General features: G+C 42.4%; 15 protein-coding genes. 4 read left to right on the top strand and 11 right to left on the bottom strand.

All coding sequences use genetic code 11. The features are described from left to right. Positions 1–79: 79 nt before the first annotated feature. The 6 genes from QZ574_RS15390 to QZ574_RS15365 all read right to left on the bottom strand — a co-directional run bounded on the left by QZ574_RS15390 (position 80) and on the right by QZ574_RS15365 (position 8,539). Positions 80–556, bottom strand: coding sequence for a hypothetical protein (locus tag QZ574_RS15390; protein ID WP_297091107.1), 477 nt, complete (start codon positions 554–556; stop codon positions 80–82). 43 nt (positions 557–599) lie between these two features. Beyond that, positions 600–1,235 (bottom strand): hypothetical protein, encoded by a 636-nt coding sequence (locus QZ574_RS15385; protein ID WP_297091106.1) that lies wholly within the window; start codon positions 1,233–1,235, stop codon positions 600–602. A 273-nt stretch (positions 1,236–1,508) separates the two neighbouring features. Then, positions 1,509–3,911, bottom strand: coding sequence for a TonB-dependent receptor (locus tag QZ574_RS15380; RefSeq protein WP_297091103.1), 2,403 nt, complete (start codon positions 3,909–3,911; stop codon positions 1,509–1,511). A 92-nt stretch (positions 3,912–4,003) separates the two neighbouring features. After that, complete coding sequence (locus QZ574_RS15375; RefSeq protein ID WP_297091102.1) at positions 4,004–4,855, bottom strand: UDP-2,3-diacylglucosamine diphosphatase; 852 nt, start codon at positions 4,853–4,855, stop codon at positions 4,004–4,006. Between the two features lie 144 nt (positions 4,856–4,999). Then, on the bottom strand, positions 5,000–6,355 hold the full coding sequence (gene gdhA, locus QZ574_RS15370; protein WP_297091101.1) for an NADP-specific glutamate dehydrogenase: 1,356 nt from the start codon (positions 6,353–6,355) through the stop codon (positions 5,000–5,002). 261 nt (positions 6,356–6,616) lie between these two features. Beyond that, a complete protein-coding gene (locus tag QZ574_RS15365; protein ID WP_297091100.1) occupies positions 6,617–8,539 on the bottom strand; it encodes an LruC domain-containing protein in 1,923 nt (640 codons plus the stop codon). Positions 8,540–8,833: 294 nt separating this feature from the next. Here QZ574_RS15365 and leuS point away from each other — a divergent pair, with 294 nt between their 5' ends. From leuS to QZ574_RS15345, 4 genes are all read left to right on the top strand, one after another. After that, entirely contained in the window at positions 8,834–11,485 is a 2,652-nt protein-coding gene (gene leuS / locus QZ574_RS15360; RefSeq protein WP_297091098.1) for a leucine--tRNA ligase, read from the top strand. Positions 11,486–11,693: 208 nt separating this feature from the next. After that, positions 11,694–12,572 carry a YitT family protein gene (locus QZ574_RS15355; RefSeq protein WP_297091097.1) on the top strand — a complete coding sequence of 293 codons (879 nt, stop codon included), beginning with the start codon at positions 11,694–11,696 and terminating at the stop codon, positions 12,570–12,572. Between the two features lie 117 nt (positions 12,573–12,689). Then, entirely contained in the window at positions 12,690–13,964 is a 1,275-nt protein-coding gene (locus QZ574_RS15350; RefSeq protein WP_297091095.1) for a peptidoglycan DD-metalloendopeptidase family protein, read from the top strand. 137 nt (positions 13,965–14,101) lie between these two features. Then, on the top strand, positions 14,102–14,854 hold the full coding sequence (locus tag QZ574_RS15345; protein WP_297091093.1) for a hypothetical protein: 753 nt from the start codon (positions 14,102–14,104) through the stop codon (positions 14,852–14,854). On the opposite strand, the gene QZ574_RS15340 is transcribed toward QZ574_RS15345, so the two are convergent. From QZ574_RS15340 to QZ574_RS15320, 5 genes are all read right to left on the bottom strand, one after another. Then, the gene (locus QZ574_RS15340; RefSeq protein WP_297091091.1) at positions 14,851–16,662 is read right to left on the bottom strand and encodes a prenyltransferase/squalene oxidase repeat-containing protein; all 1,812 of its coding nucleotides are present in this window, start codon (positions 16,660–16,662) and stop codon (positions 14,851–14,853) included. The genes QZ574_RS15345 and QZ574_RS15340 overlap by 4 nt on opposite strands. Before the next feature lie 105 nt (positions 16,663–16,767). After that, positions 16,768–17,628 (bottom strand): prenyltransferase/squalene oxidase repeat-containing protein, encoded by an 861-nt coding sequence (locus QZ574_RS15335; RefSeq protein WP_297091089.1) that lies wholly within the window; start codon positions 17,626–17,628, stop codon positions 16,768–16,770. Further along, on the bottom strand, positions 17,621–19,228 hold the full coding sequence (locus QZ574_RS15330; RefSeq protein WP_297091087.1) for a polyprenyl synthetase family protein: 1,608 nt from the start codon (positions 19,226–19,228) through the stop codon (positions 17,621–17,623). Before QZ574_RS15330 ends, QZ574_RS15335 begins: the two co-directional genes overlap by 8 nt. Beyond that, complete coding sequence (locus tag QZ574_RS15325) at positions 19,206–20,378, bottom strand: radical SAM protein (RefSeq protein ID WP_297091086.1); 1,173 nt, start codon at positions 20,376–20,378, stop codon at positions 19,206–19,208. The genes QZ574_RS15330 and QZ574_RS15325 overlap by 23 nt, the downstream gene beginning before the upstream one ends. Beyond that, positions 20,371–21,153, bottom strand: coding sequence for a hypothetical protein (locus QZ574_RS15320; protein ID WP_297091084.1), 783 nt, complete (start codon positions 21,151–21,153; stop codon positions 20,371–20,373). Before QZ574_RS15320 ends, QZ574_RS15325 begins: the two co-directional genes overlap by 8 nt. Positions 21,154–21,170 lie beyond the last annotated feature (17 nt).

The following is a 21,170-nucleotide window of genomic DNA, read 5'->3' as shown; positions in this document are numbered from 1 at the left end:
CGGAAATTCGGGGGAAATAATATATTGCTGTTATTGAGAATTAACGTCGCACGGTAAATAAAGGTTTAATCTCGTTGAATTAGTGTGTTGCGCTGTAAACCGGAAGATGCAACCAAATGGCCAGTTCGTCCATACACTTTTGTGCTTCGTCGTTTGTTTTGCATTTTTTTATAGCAATAGCCGGCCGTTTTTTTTGATTGACAAAATAAACGCTAAATAATTTTCGGTGTGATGAAGTGCTGCGGTTCGAACGGCTGTATAAACGATCAACTTCCTGCATTGATACCAGTGTTAATCCTCTGTAACGGCTCACGGGTTCCCATTTTCCGGTTTTTATAATGCCAAACCACATGTTAAAACTTCTGTATTGTTGTTTGCCTGTATTAATTTCAACACCGGAGTACGAACCCAAAAGAAACCAGCCGATAAAAACATGAATGCCAAAAATAATCCAACTCATGTGCAACCCGGCCATAATTCCACCAACTGCAAAATAGTAGCCTATAAAACGATATGGACCTTCAAGTGTTCTTGAGATTTTGTTGGAAACAAGCATGGTTTAAAGGTAATAAAATGTACGCGAAAAAATCTGGCTTAAATCACTCCAAAACGAGGCGGCGTTTTTGAATGTAATAATGCCACAAAATATAGGTTGCCACCGAGCGGTTTGGCGAGAAACGTTTCATGTACTCAACGATCTCGTCTTTTGTTGATTCTGGCGAAACTAGATTTAATTCATAAACCGCTTTTATGGTTGCCAGGTCTCCGGGAGGGAATATATCAGAAAAATGAAGACTCATCAGCACATACATATCGATGGTCCAGTTGCCGATGCCTTTTAGTTTGATTAGTATTTTACGAATGGCTGCTTCATCCATTTCGTTTAATTCAATAAGGTTGAGTTTGCCAGTGGCAATTTCGTTGGCAAGTGTCCGGCTATATTGTATTTTCTGGCGACTAAAATAACAGGCTCTCAACTCTTGGTCCGTTAGTTTCAATAAATTCTCAGGAGTAAGATTTTTTATCTTTTCAAGCAGTTTATTGTAGGCTGCTTTTGCAGATGCCAAGGAAACCTGCTGTTCCAGAATAGTTAGAATGAGTGTTGCAAAATCAGGTTTTCGGTACCAAAGTGGCGGATAATCGAATTCCCTGATTACCTGTTCCAGTTTTGGCTCGATATGGGTACACCAGTCGCACAGCTCTTTAAAATGGGTTTCGTTATGTATTTTATTCATGTTTTTAACTGCTTACCTGAAATAACTGTTTCTGTGCTTTATGGTTCAAATAAAAGAAGAGGGACGCCTGGCGTCCCTCTTGAAGGCAATACCGAATTAAATAAATGAAAATCTTCTCTCGTAAGATTGTTTTCTGCCTTCTGACTAAAAAAACGCACGTAGTTTATTTTTAGTGTGCGAATTTATTTTTTGTTGTTAATTGCCTGAAAAGGCACTAAATGTCAGCTATTTGAAGTTGTGAAATATTCAGGAAGATAATAAATCAGCTTGATTTTAAATCTTAAATAAGGCTGAAATAATAAAATTTCGGCCCGGTGATACAACTCCCGAAGAATACGGACGATACCTTTTGTTCAGAATATTTTCGATACCGGCACTGAGTGTGAGTTTTGAGTTGAAATGATAGTTTGATTTGATATTGGCTGTCCACCACGAGGGAGAATAAGGATCTCCATTTTCGTCGGGAACATATAAATGCGGCTTTTCCTGCTCGTCGGGTGCCAGATCATCAAACGTTAATTTGCCATTGTAGTTCACGTAAAAATCGAGGAAGAGCTTTGGCCCTTCAAAAATAAGGTGCGACGAGCCAAATGTTGGAGGAACATGTCGCATGGGCAGGCCTTCCGCATCTTTACCTTTGGTAAAGGTAAGGTCGTTTCGGGTTCGCCACTGGTTGTTAAAAAGGTATTCAACAGCAATGCTTGTGCCGTAAATGGTTGCAGATTCCGCATTTACCAAAGCTTCTACCCGGCTTAATTCTCCATCGTAAAAAATCGAGTCGTATCCCAATCCATCGTAGGTACGGCGCACCATAGCATCTTTTAGCCAGGTGTAAAAGCCGGTTAGTTCAATTTTGGCTTTATTAAGGTGCGAGCGAATAATATTTAGCTCGAGGTTGCGGGCGTATTCTGGTTTTAAGTCGGGATTAGGCACCACAACCGTTCCGGGTTCCGAATCAAAAACTTTTGCCACATCATCGATATTGGGCGAACGAAATCCGGTTGAGCCATGAATGTTAATCTGCCAATCGGGGGTAGGGTGCCATACCAGCCCCAGATTGCCGTTGAATGCCGAGTTATTCATGTTAAACCCATTAAAAGGAAAGGAATAGAATTCGGTATCAAAATCTCCTTCAAGATGTGTATAGGTAAAACGAGAGCCCATTTGGAAAATTACTTTCGGACTCATAGAATATTTAAACGAATAATACGCTGCCAGGCTGGAATATTTTGAATCGTTGGGATAGCGTGAAGCAATATTTTCTTGTTCACCTGAAATTAAATCTTCGGAAAAACCATTGGACCCAATCTTATTTAAGTACGTTTCCAACCCATAAAATAGTTCACTTTTTTTGTCGATTATCTTTCCAAAATCAAGATTAGCGGAATACACTTTTACCTGCTCGGTACGGTGCCTAAGGATGTTGTTGTTTAATTTCCGATCGTGGCGGCTTTCGGTATAATTCTGGTAGCCTAAAAGTAAGTTTGCTTTGTCGAATAAAAGCAGGTCTTTTGCAAATTGTGCCCTTCCCGAAATAAGTGACCATTCCTGCGGTCCGTAATACCATTCGGCGTATTTTAATTCGTCGCCGTTGTACTGTATTAGCCTGTCGTAGCGGGGAATGTCGCTGGTTTGCGAATGTTGAGCACTTAACTCCAAATCAAGGATTTCATTTGGCCTGAACCGTAATTTGCCCAATATATTAAATTGGTGGTAGCCGGTATAAACTTGTTCGCGATCATTCTCGTTGTCAATCGCTAAGTCAGTTCCCGTGTAGGTAGAATTTGATACATATTGCGGACGCAGATATTCATCGGGACCAGTGGTGCCCATCTGCATATTGTCAAAATCGGTATAAGTGGCACTAAACACCGAAGCCCATTTTTTGCTGCCAAGGTTGTATGAGAAATGCCCTGTTTTTTCAAAATTAGCACTTGAGTATCGCGTATAGGCTTTTCCAAACGATTCAAGCTTTTGTTTTGTGGAGAGTTTTGGAGCAAGCGTATTAAAACTCATTACACCTCCCAGAGCATCGCTTCCGTAAATTACCGATCCCGGACCAAAAATAATTTCGGTGTTTTGCAGGCTCTGTGCATCAACCGAAATAACATTGTGCAAATTACCGCTTCGGTAAATAGCATTGTTCATTCGTATTCCATCAACCACTAAAAGTACCCTGTTTGCTGCAAAACCTCTAATCATTGGGCTACCTCCACCCATTTGGCTTTTTTGAATAAAAACACCGCTTTTTGTTCCCAGCAAATCGGCAGCAGTTTGAGGATTGTAATGCAATACTTCATCCGCATCAATGGTTTTTATGGAGTGGGGTGTTTCTGTTTTAGATTGTTTCCAGCGGTTTACCGAAACAACCACTTCATCGAGTCGCACCGGGTTTTCTACCAATAAAACAGTACGTCCTTGTCGTTCAATTTTCTGACGTGTGGAGGTGTACATTAAATAGGAAGAATGTTTAAACAGTATTTTTTCGTCGGGTAAAAAACCATTTAGTTTGGCGCGTCCGTTGGCATCGGTTTGTGTAAAACAACTTTCGGCTACCAGAATAACATTTTCAATAACATTTCCGGTTTTGGCATTCATAACCGTAACATACGATTGTGCAAGCAGGTTGGCAACAACAAACAGCAGCAATAAAATTGTTAAGCAGAATCTCTTCACTCCCGAAAAATTTTGTGCAAATGTATTAATCGGCGGCACAACAGCAAAAATTATGCCCCTGTGTGTTTTCAGGCAATACAATTTGATGGGAGTTAATTATTAAAAACAAGTTGGTTGAATAGTGTGGCATATAACTCTTTTTTTGTTGGAATCGCAAATTCCTCCGGTTCCGGCTCGTTTTTTTCAAGTATTTTATTGACTGGAGCATAGCAGCATAAGCTCCATTCTCCGTTTTCGTATTCGGCCGCGGTAAAGCTTTCAACCCAGTCGCCGGTATTAATGTACCTTATTGTTTTATTGTTGTAATGCAAAACCTTGTCGGAGGCATTGTGGGTGTGGCCGCAAATTACGGTGTCAATATTCTTATCGTACGCCAGTTTAGCGAGTTTGTTTTCAAACCTCGATTTTTCGGTATTTTGCGCCCCCAGCCAATCTTTAATTGTTTTGTAAAGAATAATTGACTTGATGTTCAATACTTTTAGTAAGGAATTAATGGCCTTATTTAACATGGTAATCATTCCGTACGATGCAGCGCCTAATTTTGCCAGCCACTTGGCTTTATGAATGACTGAATCGATAATGTCGCCATGAAAGATTAATGTTTTTTGTTGGTTCAACGTCAGGGTAATCTGGTCAACAATCCGAAGTTTGCCCAATGTGCTGTTGCCTAATTCGCGTAAAAATTCATCGTGGTTGCCGGTTACATATACCACCTCTGTTCCTTTTTCCATCATTTTTATTAACTGGCGCACCACCTTTAAATGCGATTTTGGGAAATAGTTACGCGAAAAACGCCAGGCATCAATTATATCGCCATTCAGGATTAACTGTTTCGGCCGGATTGATTTTAGGTACTTGTGAATTTCAAATGCCTTGCAGGCATGTGTGGCGAGATGAAAATCTGAAACTACAACTACATCGGGTGTTCTCACTTGCTTTGCCATAATTCAATTGTATGCTGCAAAGATGCTATGGACTAATTAATTAGGTGTAAAGTAAAGGCTAATTATTTGTGAATTATCAGGCATTAAAAAAACCGGCATGGACAGGCCACTCCGGTTTTGCTCGTAAAGCTTGTTAGTTAGTAATTATACCAGTCCCTGGGCCATCATTGAGTTGGCAACTTTTACAAATCCGGCAATGTTTGCACCTTTTACGTAATTGGTAAATCCCGATTTTTCTTTACCGTACTTTAAGCACATTTTATGAATATTTCGCATGATAGAGTGTAGTTTTGTGTCTACTTCTTCGCGGCTCCAGGCCAGTCGCATGCTGTTTTGTGTCATTTCCAATCCTGATACGGCTACACCTCCGGCATTGGCTGCTTTACCCGGGCCATAAAGTATTCTGGTATCAAGAAAATGGTGGACGGCTTCTTCGGTACTTGGCATGTTTGCCCCCTCAGCTACCACAAAACAGCCATTATCAGTTAATACCTTGGCATCGTTGTAATCGAGCTCGTTTTCGGTTGCACAAGGAAGGGCAACGTCGCATTTTACACTCCACGGGCGTTGTTTCTCCAGGTATTGAACGGCATACTTGTCGGCATATTCTTTTATGCGTCCACGATGTACATTTTTAAGTTCCATAACATAATCGAGTTTTTCCCGGTTAATTCCTTCCGGGTCGTAAATCGATCCGCTGGAGTCAGACAGGGTAACTACCTTGCCGCCCAGTTCAATAACTTTTTCGGTAGCAAATTGTGCCACATTACCGGAGCCCGAAACTGCAACCACTTTTCCTTTAAAACTTTTATTTCTGGTTTTCATCATTTCCTGGGCGAAATATACCGTGCCATAACCCGTGGCTTCGGGTCGTATCAGCGAGCCGCCCCACTCAACGCCTTTTCCGGTTAACACGCCTGTAAATTCGTTTCGTAAGCGTTTGTATTGGCCAAACAAGAAACCTATTTCGCGGCCTCCAACGCCAATGTCGCCGGCCGGCACATCGGTGTACTGGCCAATATGTCTTGACAATTCGGTCATAAAACTCTGGCAAAAACGCATCACTTCATTATCCGATTTGTTTTTAGGGTCGAAATCAGACCCTCCCTTTCCGCCACCCATGGGCAGCGAGGTGAGGCTGTTTTTTAGTACCTGCTCGAATGCCAGAAATTTTAGGATACCCTGGTTTACAGTTGGGTGAAAACGAAGACCGCCCTTGTAAGGGCCAATTGCACTGTTCATCTCAACACGATAACCGCGGTTGATATGAATTTTTCCCCGGTCATCAATCCAGGGCACCCGAAACTGAATGATGCGTTCAGCTTCTACCATTCGCTCCAGTATTTGAGCATGAAGGTAACGCGGGTTGTCCAAAAGGAAATCGGCCAGTGATTCAACAACTTCGTGTACTGCCTGATGAAATTCAGGTTGTCCCGGGTCTTTTGCCCGAACATAGTTCATAAAATCGTCAACAAATAACTTGCTGTTTTTAGTGCTCATTTTAATGGTTTTAGTTTATACCTTCAAGTTACAAAAAATGAAAGAAGTTATCTTGTTGCTATTCAGCATAAAAACCGTTGTTAAAAATGATAAATTAACACTTCCGTTGGTGTGTTGGCAGTATTTTAATAGCGAACATTTGCTATAAGCTATAATCTGTAAAAAATTGTGTTCAGGCAAAACAAAATGAAAACTTACATAACCACAATAAAAAGGCCGGTGTTGCATTACCGGCCTTTTTGTTAATGAGTACCTATCTGGTTATTTGTACCAATCTTTTTCAAGTGTTCCGCCGGAATTGGCCCATGAAAGAAAGCGTGGATATGTTTTGTCAATCGGAATTTTCTCGGGCGATGCTGAAAAAGGATCGTAAATATTTATGGCCCAGGGCAGATTGCGATCTGTTTTGTAATAGCGGTCTGTTGCCGGATTACTGTAATCGTCGTTATCGCCAAGGTATTTGCTTCCTTTGTCAGTTGGAGCCATATCTGCCAAATGTATTTCTCGTTCTCGTTCGCCATTGGCAATTAAAAACGGATTAAACGGAACAGAGCCCAGTTCTGTTTTGGTCATTGGGGCCAATAAATTAATAGTAACCGTTACGGTTTCGTCTTGCAGTGGTGTCACGTTTTCGGCAACAATTACCACTGCTTTGCTGTTTCCTTGTTCGGTGCCGTTGTTATTTAGTGTTACGTAGCCTTTGTTTAGCACATAACCGTCAACGCTGGCTATTTTTGATGCGGTAATAGGAATTTCGAAACCAAAGCCATTTTGGTACGAAGCTCCGATATGATGGATTTCAAACGAAGCCTCGATGCTGGTAACCAGGTTTTGGGCATTGGCAATAAGGTTAAAGTTGTAGTTAATAACACAGTCGTTAAAATCATAATCGCCCTTGCTGGGCCATAAATCTTCAAAAGTTAAAGTGCCGTTCGATTGTTCAGATGGCGCAAAATTATTAAACGATTTATCCGGGTCGTAAGGGAAATCATCAAGCTCGTCGTTTATTCCATCGCCATCAGAGTCGTTGGCTGCTGTAATCGACTTAACGTTATCAAGGTGTACGGCAGAAATTGGATTGGCCGTTGCATAAAATACGGCATCGTTAAAGTCATCATCGCACCAGCTCCAGTTTCGCGGAACATCCTCAAAACCAAGTAGGATTTGTTCCCTTGCCTTATCGTAAAGCATTACCATATGGGTTTTCAGGTTATCGTCGGTTTCGGCATTTAATTCAGCTTGCGAAAAATGAATGCCATTGCCTCCGCTCACTTCTGTGGTTTTCCAGCCATCGGCCACCAGAAACCACGAAATTACTGTTCCGCCTTCAAACTGGCCAAGGTAAACCCTGTCGCCCGGTATTAATCCGCCACCACTACCTTGTTGCGATACGTTGGGAAATATTACCCGTAACTCGTCGATGTCGTCAACAGAACGCGGTATCGCATTTGTTTTGTAGGTATAATAGCCAAGTGCGTTTTTCCAGCCGGCTCCTTCGGTAACAAAAGTAACCCACACGTCGGCTGTTTTTGATAAAACTATATTCGCCCGGGTACCATCTTCGAGGTACTCCGGATGACTTTGTGGTAAGCGCTGTCCCTCGGGAAGCGAGGCGTTAATATCATCCAGTAAATTTTGTTCAATAATGTCGCGTTCTATCAGGTACGATGGTACACCCGAGCTGTTGTACGAACCCAGGTAAGTATAGGTGCCGGCAAGAGCCGATTTTAGTTGTGCAGGATAATCGAAACCTGATGCAGATTTCTCAACCGAATACAAAGTGCGGTAGTCGAATTCTGCTTTTCCGTTAACGATTGGAATAATAACCTCGTGAGTAAGCCCCAGGTAGTCTGATTTCGCCAAAATGGTATCAATATACGCCGGAACTGCAAATTCCGATTCAAAAACTCCGGCATCGTTAAATGAAACCCGCGCAAAACGCATACTGTCCTGGCCACTTTGGTAGGTTAGTAAAGAAACCACTGCATTGCTCAAAAACTCCGGAACGGTAAGTTTAACATTCACCCCACTTTGGGTTGAATAATTAAAATCATTAGGAATAATCGCATTTTCGATCGACAATACCTCCTCTTCGTTGGTGTTTCCATCATCAACATCCAAACAGCCCGACAGGAAAAAGAGCATAAGCAGTCCGGCCATATAAAAAATACTTTTCTTTTTCATTATTGCTTTTTAAATTGGTTTGTGTTGTTCTATTTATTTCGTCCATTCACCAAAGTTGCAAACGATGCACTTATGTGATTTTGTCCTCAAACCAAATTCGTAAAATATTGCATCATAAACAACATCAAAACTGAACTTTGGTTCTAATGCTTAGGAGTTTTAAATAATTTTGAAGAAATGCTCAGAATAAAGCCTATAAGCAGGGGAAGAAGAAGTATCTGATTTTTTGAAAGAACCATCCAACAAAATCTTTATCTTTGCGCGTTTAAAATCAGAATCTTATTACAAGAGAAAATGGAATATAAATTCGCAGAAATAGAGCCGAAATGGCAAAAGTACTGGGAGGACAATAAAACCTTCAAAACGGAAGATGACTATTCGAAACCAAAATATTACATTCTTGATATGTTTCCGTACCCATCGGGCGCCGGCTTGCATGTAGGCCACCCCGAAGGATATACCGCAACTGATATTTTAAGCCGTTACAAACGTATGAAGGGCTTTAATGTGTTGCACCCAATGGGTTACGATGCTTTTGGGTTACCTGCCGAACAATACGCCATACAAACCGGAACTCATCCGGCTATTACCACTCAAAAAAACTGCGATAATTTCCGTAGACAAATTAAAGCCATTGGTTTAAGCTACGATTGGGACCGCGAGATTAATACTACCGACCCAAAATATTTTAAGTGGACACAGTGGATTTTCAAAAAACTTTACGATACTTATTTTGACGAAGAGCAGCAAAAGGGACGACCGATTTCGGAGTTGCCTATTCCTGAAGCGGTAAAAGCGCAAGGCAATGATGCTGTAAAATCGTACATCAGCGAAAAACGTTTGGCGTATTACGATAATGCCCAGGTTTGGTGGTGCGACTCGTGTAAAACAGTTTGTGCCAACGAAGAGGTGTTGACCGACGGTTCGCACGAAAAATGTGGCAACCAGGTTATTCGCAAAAACCTGAAACAATGGCTGCTGCGTATTCCGCATTACGGTGAACGTTTGTTAAGCGGATTGGAAGAATTGGACTGGCCCGAAGGTGTAAAAGACATGCAGCGCAACTGGATTGGCAAGTCAACCGGAGCTGAAGTTGATTTTGCAATTGATGGTTTGGATAAAAACCTGCGTGTATACACCACTCGTCCTGACACTTTGTTTGGGGCCACCTATATGGTAATTGCGCCCGAGCATGGGCTGGTAAACGAAATTGTTACTTCAGATAAAAAAGAAGCTGTTGAAGCCTATATAAAAGCGGCTGCTTTAAAGTCGGATCTTGATCGGACAGATTTGGCTAAAGAAAAAACCGGCGTTTTTACCGGACGTTACGCCGTAAACCCGGTGAATAAAAAACTAATCCCCATTTGGGTGGCCGATTATGTGCTAATGGGATACGGAACTGGTGCCATCATGGCTGTTCCGGCGCACGACACCCGCGACTTTGAGTTTGCAAAAGAGTTTGACATTGATATCAACTGTATTTTGGACCCCAAAGATGCCGACAACCGCGACGAAGTGTTGGCCGGCAATGCCTGTTGGACCGAGGATGGTGCATACATTAACTCGTCGAGCAATGAAACAGGATTGGATATCAATGGTCTGAACAAAGCGGCCGGTATTCAGAAAATTGTTGAGTGGCTTGAAGCAGAGGGAATTGGCAAAGCAACCGTAAACTTTAAACTGCGCGACTGGCTGTTTAGCCGCCAGCGTTACTGGGGCGAGCCTTTCCCGGTTATTCACTGGGAAGATGGAGAGGTGAGTTTGGTGGAAGATGAAAACCTACCGTTGGAATTGCCCAACCTCGAAGAATATACACCAGGCGCAAGTGGCGAATCGCCCCTGGCAAATGCCGGCGATTGGTTAAACGTTACCGATAAAAACGGACGCAAAGGCCGCCGCGAAACCAATACCATGCCGCAGTGGGCCGGTTCGTGCTGGTATTACCTGCGCTACATCGACCCAAATAACGAAGACAGTATTTTCGATGTGAAAAAAGAACAATACTGGATGCCCGTTGATTTGTATGTAGGTGGTGCCGAACATGCGGTCCTGCACCTGCTTTATTCGCGTTTTTGGCATAAAGTGTTGTTTGATTTGGGCGTGGTTTCTACCGACGAACCCTTTCAAAAACTATACAACCAGGGAATGATTTTGGCTTTTGCTTACGAAACGGCTACCGGAGCAAAAGTGGCTTCTGATTTGGTGGAAGAAAAAGACGGCAAATATTTTCATACCGAAAGCGGTGAAGAATTAAAGCAGATTGTGGCAAAAATGTCAAAATCGCTGAAGAATGTGGTTAACCCTGATGATGTAATTGAACGTTATGGTGCCGACTCGCTGCGTTTGTACGAAATGTTTATGGGACCGCTCGACGAGCGCAAACCCTGGGCCGAAAATGGTGTAAAAGGGGTGTTTAACTTTCTGGCACGTGCCTACCGCTTTTTTGCCGATACAACTAAAATAGTTGATGGCGAAGAAGACAAGGAAGTTGCAAAGCTGCTGCACCAAACCATTCAGAAAGTAGAGCACGATATCGAAAACCTGAAGTTTAATACCGGTATTTCGGCATTAATGGTGTTTAACAATCTGGCCATTAAAAAAGGAAAGGTGACGAAGGAAACAGCTGAGACCTTTGCTAAAATTCTGGCACCTTACGCGCCCCACATGGCCGAAGAGCTATGGTCGTTATACGGAAATAATGACACTTTAGCCTACGAGGCCTGGCCTGCAGTTGACCAGAATTTATTAACCGAAGACTCGCATGAATACCCCGTATCGTTTAATGGTAAAATGCGTTTTAAAATTGAGCTGCCTTTGGATATGCCAAAAGATGAGGTGGAAAAAACGGTACTGGCCGACGAGCGTTCCGCTAAATGGTTAGAAGGAAAAACGGTTCGCAAATTTATTTTTGTACCGAAAAAGATTATAAATGTGGCTGTTGGCTAAGAGTTAAGGGAGCTCAGCTGCCAATTAAAATTGTGCAGTTAAAGGCTAATCAGCCAACTAATGATAAGCGAAAGGATGTGTGCCAATTGGTAAACATCCTTTTTTTATGAACAAAATATTAATTCTCAATACCCTGACAATCATCACCATTTTTTACCTTTAGCCTTTGTTCTTTTGCGCGATTTTTTAACAAGGATAAAATTTAGGAATGTTTACACAATTGTTTACTACTCAGAAAAAGTTAATGCTTACCATTCAGGACTACGGGATAATGACTCTGGGGTTGTTTTTGTTTACCATGGCCTGGAACTTGTTTGTTCTTCCGGCAGAAATTGCTGGTGGTGGAATAAGCGGGGTAGGTGCGATAATTTTTTACGCCACAAAAATACCCATAAGTATTACCTATTTCGTTATAAACATTTTCCTGGTTTTAATAGCTATAAAAATTTTAGGAGCCAATTTTGGTGTGAAAACCATTTACAGCATTATTGTTGTATCGGCATTCTTTGCCATTTTTCAGGATATGGTAAAAGAACCATTGGTTGATGATATGTTTCTGTCATCAGTACTGGGAGGCATGATGAGTGGAATTGGACTGGGCCTGGTTTTTTCGCGTGGTGGAAGCACCGGAGGAACAGATATTATTGCCATGATTATTAACAAATACCGCAACGTGAGCCCCGGGCGGGTAATTATGCTTTGCGATGTGGTAATTATTGCTTCGGTTTATTTTGTTTTTCAATCGGCAGAAAAACTGGTGTACGGCTATGTAATGATGTGGGTGGTTTCTTATTCGCTCGATTCGTTTTTAAGCGGCGCCAATCGTTCGGCGCAAATGTTTATCATTTCAAAAGAATACGAGAAAATTGCCGAGTACATCAATACCGAAGCCATTAGGGGCGTAACCTTACTCCAGGGCTCGGGATGGTACACCAAGCAGGAAACCAAAGTAATTATGTCGGTAGTGCGTAAGAAAGAGACCGGTGCTATTTTTCGAAAAATAAAACAAATCGATCCTGATGCATTTATCTCAATGGGCAGTGTTATGGGGGTTTACGGTCAGGGATTTGACAAACTAAAATTATAGACACGGCACGATCAAAATCAAATATTTCGTTCCATAATCTCAAATCTTTATAAAGCTTACATACTAATCTTGTTATCTTTTCAGTTTTCTTATTTTTGCCTAACTTAAAATATACACATGGGGAATTTGAGATCGATAGTTGTGGGGATGGTAATGGCTGTTGCAGTTAGTCAATTGTTTTCGTGCACACCAAAAAATACAAAGCAAGTTGAAGCGCCAGCCCTTGATACGCTTGCAGAAGTTAAGGTGCCGGTTTTAAAATACGGGTTGCCGGTTGATTCTTTTGCGCTTGAAATGGGGATCGTAAAAAACAACCAGTACCTCAGCCAGATTTTAAACGCGCGAGGTGTGGGCATGGGAACCATCGATAAAATTGCCCGAAAATCAAAAGATGTTTTTGATGTGCGTAAGATAAAAAGTGGCGAAAATTTCTGTATTTTTTCAACGCTTGATTCTGTTCCGGTAGCCAAATATTTTGTTTACGAAAATTCGGCAGTAGATTATACCATTTTTGAACTTACCGATACCCTGGGGATTTACCAGGGTAAAAAAGAAGTTCAAACCCGCTTGCGCACCGCAAAGGGCGAAGTGGAAACCTCGTTGTGGAATGCCATGGTTGACAACGGACAAGATCCTATGCTTGCCCTGGAACTTTCAGATATTTTTGCCTGGACCATCGATTTTTTTGCCATTCAAAAAGGCGATCGTTTTCGGGTGATTTACGACGAGCAGTTTGTTGATTCAACGTCAATAGGTATTGGCGAGATTTATGCTGTACAGTTTGACCATTACGGCGACGAGAATTATGCCTTTTTGTTTGACCAGGATGAGCGTTTCGATTATTTCGACGACCAGGGGAAAAGCCTGCGTAAAGCGTTTTTAAAGGCACCGCTTAAATTTTCGCGAATCAGTTCGCGTTTTTCTAACAGCCGCATGCACCCGGTGTTGCGCATTCGTCGTCCGCACCGCGGAGTTGATTATGCTGCTCCGCGCGGAACACCCGTAATGAGCATTGGTGATGGTACGGTTATAACAAAAGCCTACCAAAAAGGAGGAGGTGGAAACTACCTGAAAATAAAACACAATTCGGTTTATACCACAACCTACATGCACCTTTCGGGTTATGCCAAGGGCATATCAACCGGTTCGCGCGTAAAACAAGGGCAGATTATTGGCTATGTTGGGTCAACCGGCATTGCTACCGGTCCGCACCTCGATTTTAGGGTGGCAAAAAACGGCAGTCTGGTTGATCCGCTAAAGGTTAAGGCGCCACCTGTAGAGCCGGTAAAAGAGGAAAATATGGAGCGTTATATGGCGCTAAAAGATTCGATGATGCTGGAGCTGCAAAAAATTCAGTGGGTCCCTCTTCCTGAGCTGGCCAGGTTAAACTAAACACCGCTTCTAAAGTATGTGCTTTAAACTAGGCGGTTTTCTATTTTTATTTTATATCCGGCAAGCCAAGACAACAATTCTTTTGTTACTGTTGTTTTAGTGCGTATACTTTTAATTAATTTAATAACTAAGGAAGAATGAGGATGGATAAAAAATGGGTAAAAATACCGTTGATATTAATAATTGCCGGCTTGATGTTGGCATGTAATGAAAATAGAAAAGGCACACCGGACCAGGCGCAAAACGAGAGCGTATTTAATATGATTAAGGTTTCGGAAGTTATTCAGGGAAATACATACACCTACATCAGTGCAAAGGAAGATAGTAAGGAGAAGTGGATTGCCATAGCAAAACAAAATGTAAACCCCGGCGAAGTACTCTATTTTTTTGATGCCTTGCCCATGCAAAATTTTCACAGTAAAGAGATTGACAAAACTTTTGAGCTCATTTACTTTGTGAGTAAAATTAGCCGAACACCCGGAACAACTTCAACGCCTGCATCTACTAACAGAGGAAACCCTGCAACGCATCAGGGAAAAGTTTCTCCAAATGTGGAAGAGGTGAATATTAACAAAGTGGAAGGAGAATTGACTATTGCTGAGGTTTTTGCACAAAAGGAAAAATTTAGCAGTAAGGAGTTTGAAATTCGTGGCGTGGTAGTAAAAGTGAACAATCGGGTAATGGGGAAGAACTGGGTACATATTCAGGATGGTACCGGAGTTGGTAGTAGTTTCGATCTTACCATAACAACACAGGCTAACGTGAAAGTAGGCGATGTGGTTACTTTTAACGGAAAACTTACGCTGGAAAAGGATTTTGGCGCCGGTTATTTCTATGCTGTCATAATGGAAGATGGAACACTGAAAAATAAGCAGGTTGCCGAAATTTAGCTTTTAATTATTTCCTTTCGAAACGAAGTCAGGCTTATGGCTTCGAGGTAAGCGGTTAAAGGATACAGCTTCTCATCGTACCACAACGAGGCAAAGTACAACCCTACAGGGGCTTTTTTTAAGCCGTTTCTTTGGTAATAATTATTCAGCCAGTTGAAGCCTTTTTCAATTTCGGCAGTCCATTTTACGTCACTCAAAGCAGCAATGGCAAGTGCTGTTTCTTCAATTGAGCCTTTAATTCCAGAATCGTCACCCCAGCTACCATCTATATTCTGAACATTCAAAAGGAAGTTCTTTCCTGCAGAATTCATTTCTTCTATTTTCTTCAACAGTACGGGTTCGTCTTTCAACACTACTTTTGTTTTCAGTAAATACGTGAGTACCCGCGCTGTTCCATACACCGGATTTTCATGATTTTTGGAGTGTTGGTTGCCAAACCAAAGCGGCAGCCACGATCCGTTTTCTTTTTGGTTTTTTTTCAGATAAGCGATGGCTTTATTTATAGCTCTTAAGTATTGTTTTTTCTGCTTCGCATTTAAATCAGAATTGTATACATCCAGCAGTTTGGCAAGTGCTAAAAGGCAGTGTCCGCTTAAATCGGCACAACTTTGGTCGAAAGGTAGTTTGCCCCAGCCCCGCGAGAATGTAGGGAAACCGCCATCGTTATTTTGTAGTTGAAGCAGCCATTCACCACCTGCCAGCATTTCCTCCCTGATTGTATGGTGCGGCGCCAACATAAGAAGTGCCAGAATCGCTCCGGGGGTATCGTCGCAATCGGGTACCGATCCCGAGAAATTGGTCCAGCCCCAGCCTCCCGGCGAGGTGCCGTTAAACGGATGAATGGTTTTATTTTGCACCGAAAGTAAATGATTAACAATTCGTTTTTGTTGCCTCTCCGACAAGACTTCGTTTTTACGCTCGCCCAAAGCTTTTATGCTGAGTGTGGTAACCCAGGTAGAGAGGTCGATATCAATAGGCCAGCTGCCATCGTTGCGTTGGGTGCGCTTTAAAAAGGCAATTCCTTTGTCAACAATTACAGAATCTCTTAAGCCTGCGTTTATTAAACTTAGTGCAACAAATGCCGTTAGCGGAATAGCTTCCAGAAAACCACCACTTTCCGGCAGCAATTTTTCCAGAATTTTAAGCGCTTTCTTTTCGGCTTTTGCCCGGATGGAACGTGTTAATCCATTTGTTTTTTTCTTGCGAAACACCACTATACCGACAGCAATTAGTGCCGGAATGGCATAGCTTACCACACTTAAATTTAGCAAGCGATAAAAGCGGCGTGGCAATAATGCCAGTTCAAAGGGCAATTGCGGGATGTGTTTAAATCCATCGTCGCCCGGAATGCCGCAAAGCGCACACATGGTTAAAATGGGAACCGAGAATGTATAATCTTTTTGGTAATGGTTAAGAATAACCTGGGCCACCTGATCAGAGCGAACATCAACATTTTGTGTAAGCAGGTAATCTGCTAGTTTTTGCTGAGTAACTTTTACCTCAGGATTATTTTTTGCGTATAGATTCAATGCCGCATAAGAAAGCAAAGAGGTTGAAATATTTGCCGGGCTTTCGGGGGTGTCGCCATAACCACCTCCGCCATTCTGATGTAAAGAAAGCCATTCAAGGCCCTTTTTAATTTCTTTTTGATGAATTGATGCATTGTGGAAATGCAGTGCTGTAACAGCTACTGCCACACCAAGTGCACTCGACGATAATTTTCCCGACCAGAAACCATCTTCGTTCAATTCATCAAGCAAAATATCGCTCAGTTCCTTAAAACGTATTTCCAACTCTTCTTTTTTCACTTTCAATAATTTAAACACAAAGTCTTGAAGACACAAGGAATTTTTTGTCGCAGAGTCGCAAAAATTTGCTTTTTGTTAACTCCTTCAAAAATTAAAAACTGTTAATCATTGTTCCTCATTCCATTTTAATCCTTCATCCTTTGTAAGGCTTCCTACAGCGAGCAGCCCGTAAAAAGTATACTCTAAATCGCGGGTTTCATCGCCGTCGCCCGATAAAAAAGCTCCTGAAAGATAATTCATTTGAATAAAATCCAGACAGTCCGGAGTGATTAGGCGGAGGTCATAATTGGTTTCGGCTAAAGCAAAAAGTGCCACGCCCGTAGATAGTGTGTCGCTAAAAGGAGTGCTTTCAAAAGTTCTGAATCCTGCTTTTTTTTGGTGAAACTCCACCAATAATTTTTGGTGATTTTTGTAGCCTAATCCCATATCGAAACGTGCAAAACACAGTGCAGCCATCAGACTACAAGGCGAGTTTTTTTTCACCTTGTAAAAGGGGAGCCAAACACGCGCCATCAGGTTAAAAACAAAGCGACTTTTGGCAGTGGCATCAATGGTTAATGCCAGCAGAAAAAAGCGGTACGAAATATCCATGAAGTTGTGCCCTGAAAAAACCTTTCGAAGCAAGGAAAATAAAGATTCGTTTTTTTGCTGTGGAAACAACGCTGAGTTCATTAGGTTTAGCGCCAGTTCTTCAACAGTGCTCTGTGTTTTTGGGAACTTTGAAATATAGGTTTTTAAGTGCTCAATCTCCGTCTCCATTCCGGTGGCTAAACTCAACCAGCAGCCAAACAACGAGTAGTAAGGATCGGGTGTTCCGGCACGGTCGCAAAAACCACCCGAAGCGTGTTGCTGACTTCGAATAAATCCTATAATTTCCTCTTGTATTTCGGGCGATAATGTTTTAAATCCATAAGAAAGTCGCCGAACCAGCTTTTTATAAATCGCAATTTTATTTGAGTTACTCATTAGAGGTTTCAGACTTAAAAATTTTTCCCATTACACCATAAAGGCTCAGCCGAAGTTTGGCATTGTTCAGTTTGTCCAGCTCTGCGTAACAATTGCCAACAAAGTCTTGCAACATTTTCTCTGCTTTAACTTTAAGTTTATGCTCTTCAATCATTTTTCTGAAAGCAACAACCTGCTCTGTCAGGTGGATTGGAGTCTCTTGGTTTTGTTTGGCCAAATGCTCGTTAAGCAATGCCAGTAAAAACGGGTAATCGCCGGTTTTTTCCTCCTTGTGTTTCTCCTCGTATTCATTCAGATCGTCGCGAATTTGGTAGGCAATGCCCATAAAATCCGCAAATTTTTCCAGCGTTTGCTGATCCTGTTCCGGCGCATTGCCAACAATGGCTCCCAGTAATAAAGCCACTTTTATGGCTTCGCCGGTTTTGTTCTTAAACACCTCAATCATTTCCGGCGTGCGCAGGTTCAGTTGCCCACTGTTAAAAAGAATATCATTTCCCTGCCCACGTGTAAGTTTGATGTGCGAGCGGGCAATAAAGCGCAGGCTTCTTTTCAGAGTTTCATCCGGAACACTTAAATCACTTAGAATCTCGTAGCCTTTTCCAATCAGGTAATCGCCTACATTTATTGCCTGGGCAATACCGTATTTTGCATGTGCAGTTTTAGCATTGTAACGGTGTTGAGCATTGTCTTCAATATCGTCGTGAATAAGCGAAGCCTTATGAAAACATTCGATTATTATGGTGAGAGGCAGCAGGTGGGTAGCTTTCTCAATTCCGGTGTAGGCCACGAAACTGAGCGCTGTAAGCAAAGGCCTTATTCGTTGTCCGTCTATCAACATGTATTCCAATGCTACCTGTTCTGTTTGGTCGCGGCCGGGAATGAATTTTCGGAGGTGTTCTTCTGTAAAAAACTCTTGTATTCTGTTTTTTAGCAACGACACCGAAATTGGTTGGTGTTGCTCGTTGGTTTCAAACGAGCGTAATTCGTCCAATATCCATTTTATGTCGGCGCGGGTATTTTCGCAACCATCATAAAGCAGGGGAATACCAATTACAGGCACTGCAGCATTTGAAACCGGATCGAATGATCGTTGTAAAACCGGCATACAGCTTACGCCAATTACGGCATCAATCGATCCCTCTTCAACCAGACCAACAGCAACAGTGGTTCCTTCGGCCACCAGGTTGGCATAGCCCATGGCCTCAGCTTCCACCAGTACATCGTCGATGGGGCAGGCTTTGCAGCCGGCACAGTTCAACCCCAACTCGTCGAACATACCCTGGCATTTCTCCTTGTTGTTCAGGCATTGGGGCAACAACAAGAGTCGGCGGTTGGTAGGCGTGGCTTTTATCGTTTTTCGCCACGATTCGTTTCCAAGCAATACCATGGCAAACGGAATGTAATGTTCTGAAAGCTCCAAATCGCGCACCAGCTTCAGGGCCAACTGCTCAAGCTTTCCTATTTTTGCCGGTGGCAGCAGCTGGTACTTTTCAACCATCGCTACCGCTGCTGTACGCATTTTATTGCGCACAAACGATTCTTCCGGAACTTTTAAAAGGCCATTTGTTTTTTCCATATTATCCATAGGCGCCAAATCCAAAAAAGGCCCTTTTTTTTGCAAAACGATACATCCAGCTTTTTTCCCTGATTTCTTTGGCCGAGCCATGACTGGAAACTTCTGCCATGCGGCTCAGGCGTTCGGCTTCGTTTCCTCTTCCCGATGTATCTTTTGCTGCATTTTGTTGTGTATAATTAACCAGCCACTGCGGATTGTCCATAACAACACAGCCCGTTGTAAGTTTTGGAATTTCTGTTTTAAAGCCTGCTAAAAAGGTTGAATTGCGATAAATGCTTTCCAAATCGCCATCGGCAACATTGTTAGTGGCAAACTGAATTACCGGACAAGGTTCAATATCGCCCGATGCATTGATGTGGTGACTTAAGCCCGATGCTGCCGGACACAGACCTTTGCCGTTCTCGTCCCAGTAGGCATCAATAATGGCAATGTTGTATTTGCGGCGGGCGTCAACAATAAACTGGCGAAGTTCCTGAATTTCTTCAGCCGAAAGGCAGAGCTCAACATTAGCATCTTGCCCGGCGGGACGGTATATGTAGTACCACAAATACAACACCCCGCGACTAATAAGCGAATGAATAAATTCATCAGAAAAAGCCAGTTCGAGGTTCGATTTGCACACACTCATCGCTACGCCGGTTACCAGTCCTGCCTGGGTTGAGTGATCGATAGCGGCCTGGGCTTTTTTGTACACATTTTTTCCGCCACGGCGCACATCGGCAATTTCCACATCTCCCTCAAAACTTATAAGTGGCGATACATTGGCCAGTTTGCGCAATTGCCCGGCAATATCTTTTGTCAGTAACGTTCCGTTGGTAAACAGCTGAAAATAGCAGTCGGAGTGTTTCTCAAAAACATCGAAGAGAGGTTTGTATAGCAGGGGTTCGCCACCCAGTATGCCAAAAAAGTACGATCCTTTGGCTTTTGATTGGGTGATGATGGAATCCAACATTTCGGGCGACATACGGGCATTCTGTTTTTTGTGCGTTACCCAGCAGCCCTGGCAATTCAGGTTACAGTCGTCGGTAACTGAAATAAAATGAAAGGCAGGAAAAAAATCCCCCTTTTTCAAACGTTTCTGAAAACGCTGAATGCCACGAGCGCCCTTAAATCCCATATTCCAGGCAAATTTATACAGGCATTTTTTATCTGTTCTCAAAATCTGTTTAAGCATTCCCTTTTTTGTTTTTTAAGCTGTTTTTTAGTTCCTCAAGGGCTTGTTTTTTTTCTTGTTCGGCTTGTTGAAAAGCTCCTTGCCTGAAAATATTTCTACGGGCATTGTTGCGTTCGTTTAGCATAACAAACAAGCTGTTGTTTTTATTGTTGCTGGTGCTTGTATTGCTTTCTGCAGGTTCGGCTCCCGATAAGGTGGAGTTCTCAGGTAGCCGCGGAAAAATGATGGCCGATGCCGGGCAGGTGCGTCCGCAGGCCGGGCAGTTGTTTTTGCACGATAAAGGATTCACCACCTCGAGGCTTTTTTTGTTGTACGAATAAACACCAAAAACGCAAAAACGCGCGCATTGTCCGCACAGTGTACACCGCGATTGGTCGATGATGGGGTACCAGGCCGGAACATCAAGCCCTGTTTTTTTTATTTCGTAACGGTTTTCTTTTTGACTGCTTTCTATTTTTTCAACTATCTCGGCAGTAAGTAGAGCTGCATCAGCTTCACGAAAATTAATTACCTCGAAATTGCTGAGATTTACCTGGTTTTGAACAAACATATTTTTTATGGCTCGCGGGTAGCAGGCGGCAATCAGCTTTTTATCGTATTTTTTTTCAAGGTCGTGTAAAAAATCTGTTTCGTTTAACGAAAAAGCACACAGGTCGTGCAGCTCGTAAACATCAAGCGGAAGTTGCTGAAAAGCTGCAGCCAGTTCTTTTTTCTTTTCATCTGAAATAATACCGGCGCCGCAGTTGCAAAAAATAAGGCAAGTTCTGTTTGTCATTTTCTTTTAAATGAAAA

The organism is uncultured Draconibacterium sp. (assembly GCF_913063105.1).
GTDB lineage: Bacteria > Bacteroidota > Bacteroidia > Bacteroidales > Prolixibacteraceae > Draconibacterium.
Note: the sequence above shows the minus strand (reverse complement) of the source record. Positions and strands in the feature narration are given on the sequence as shown.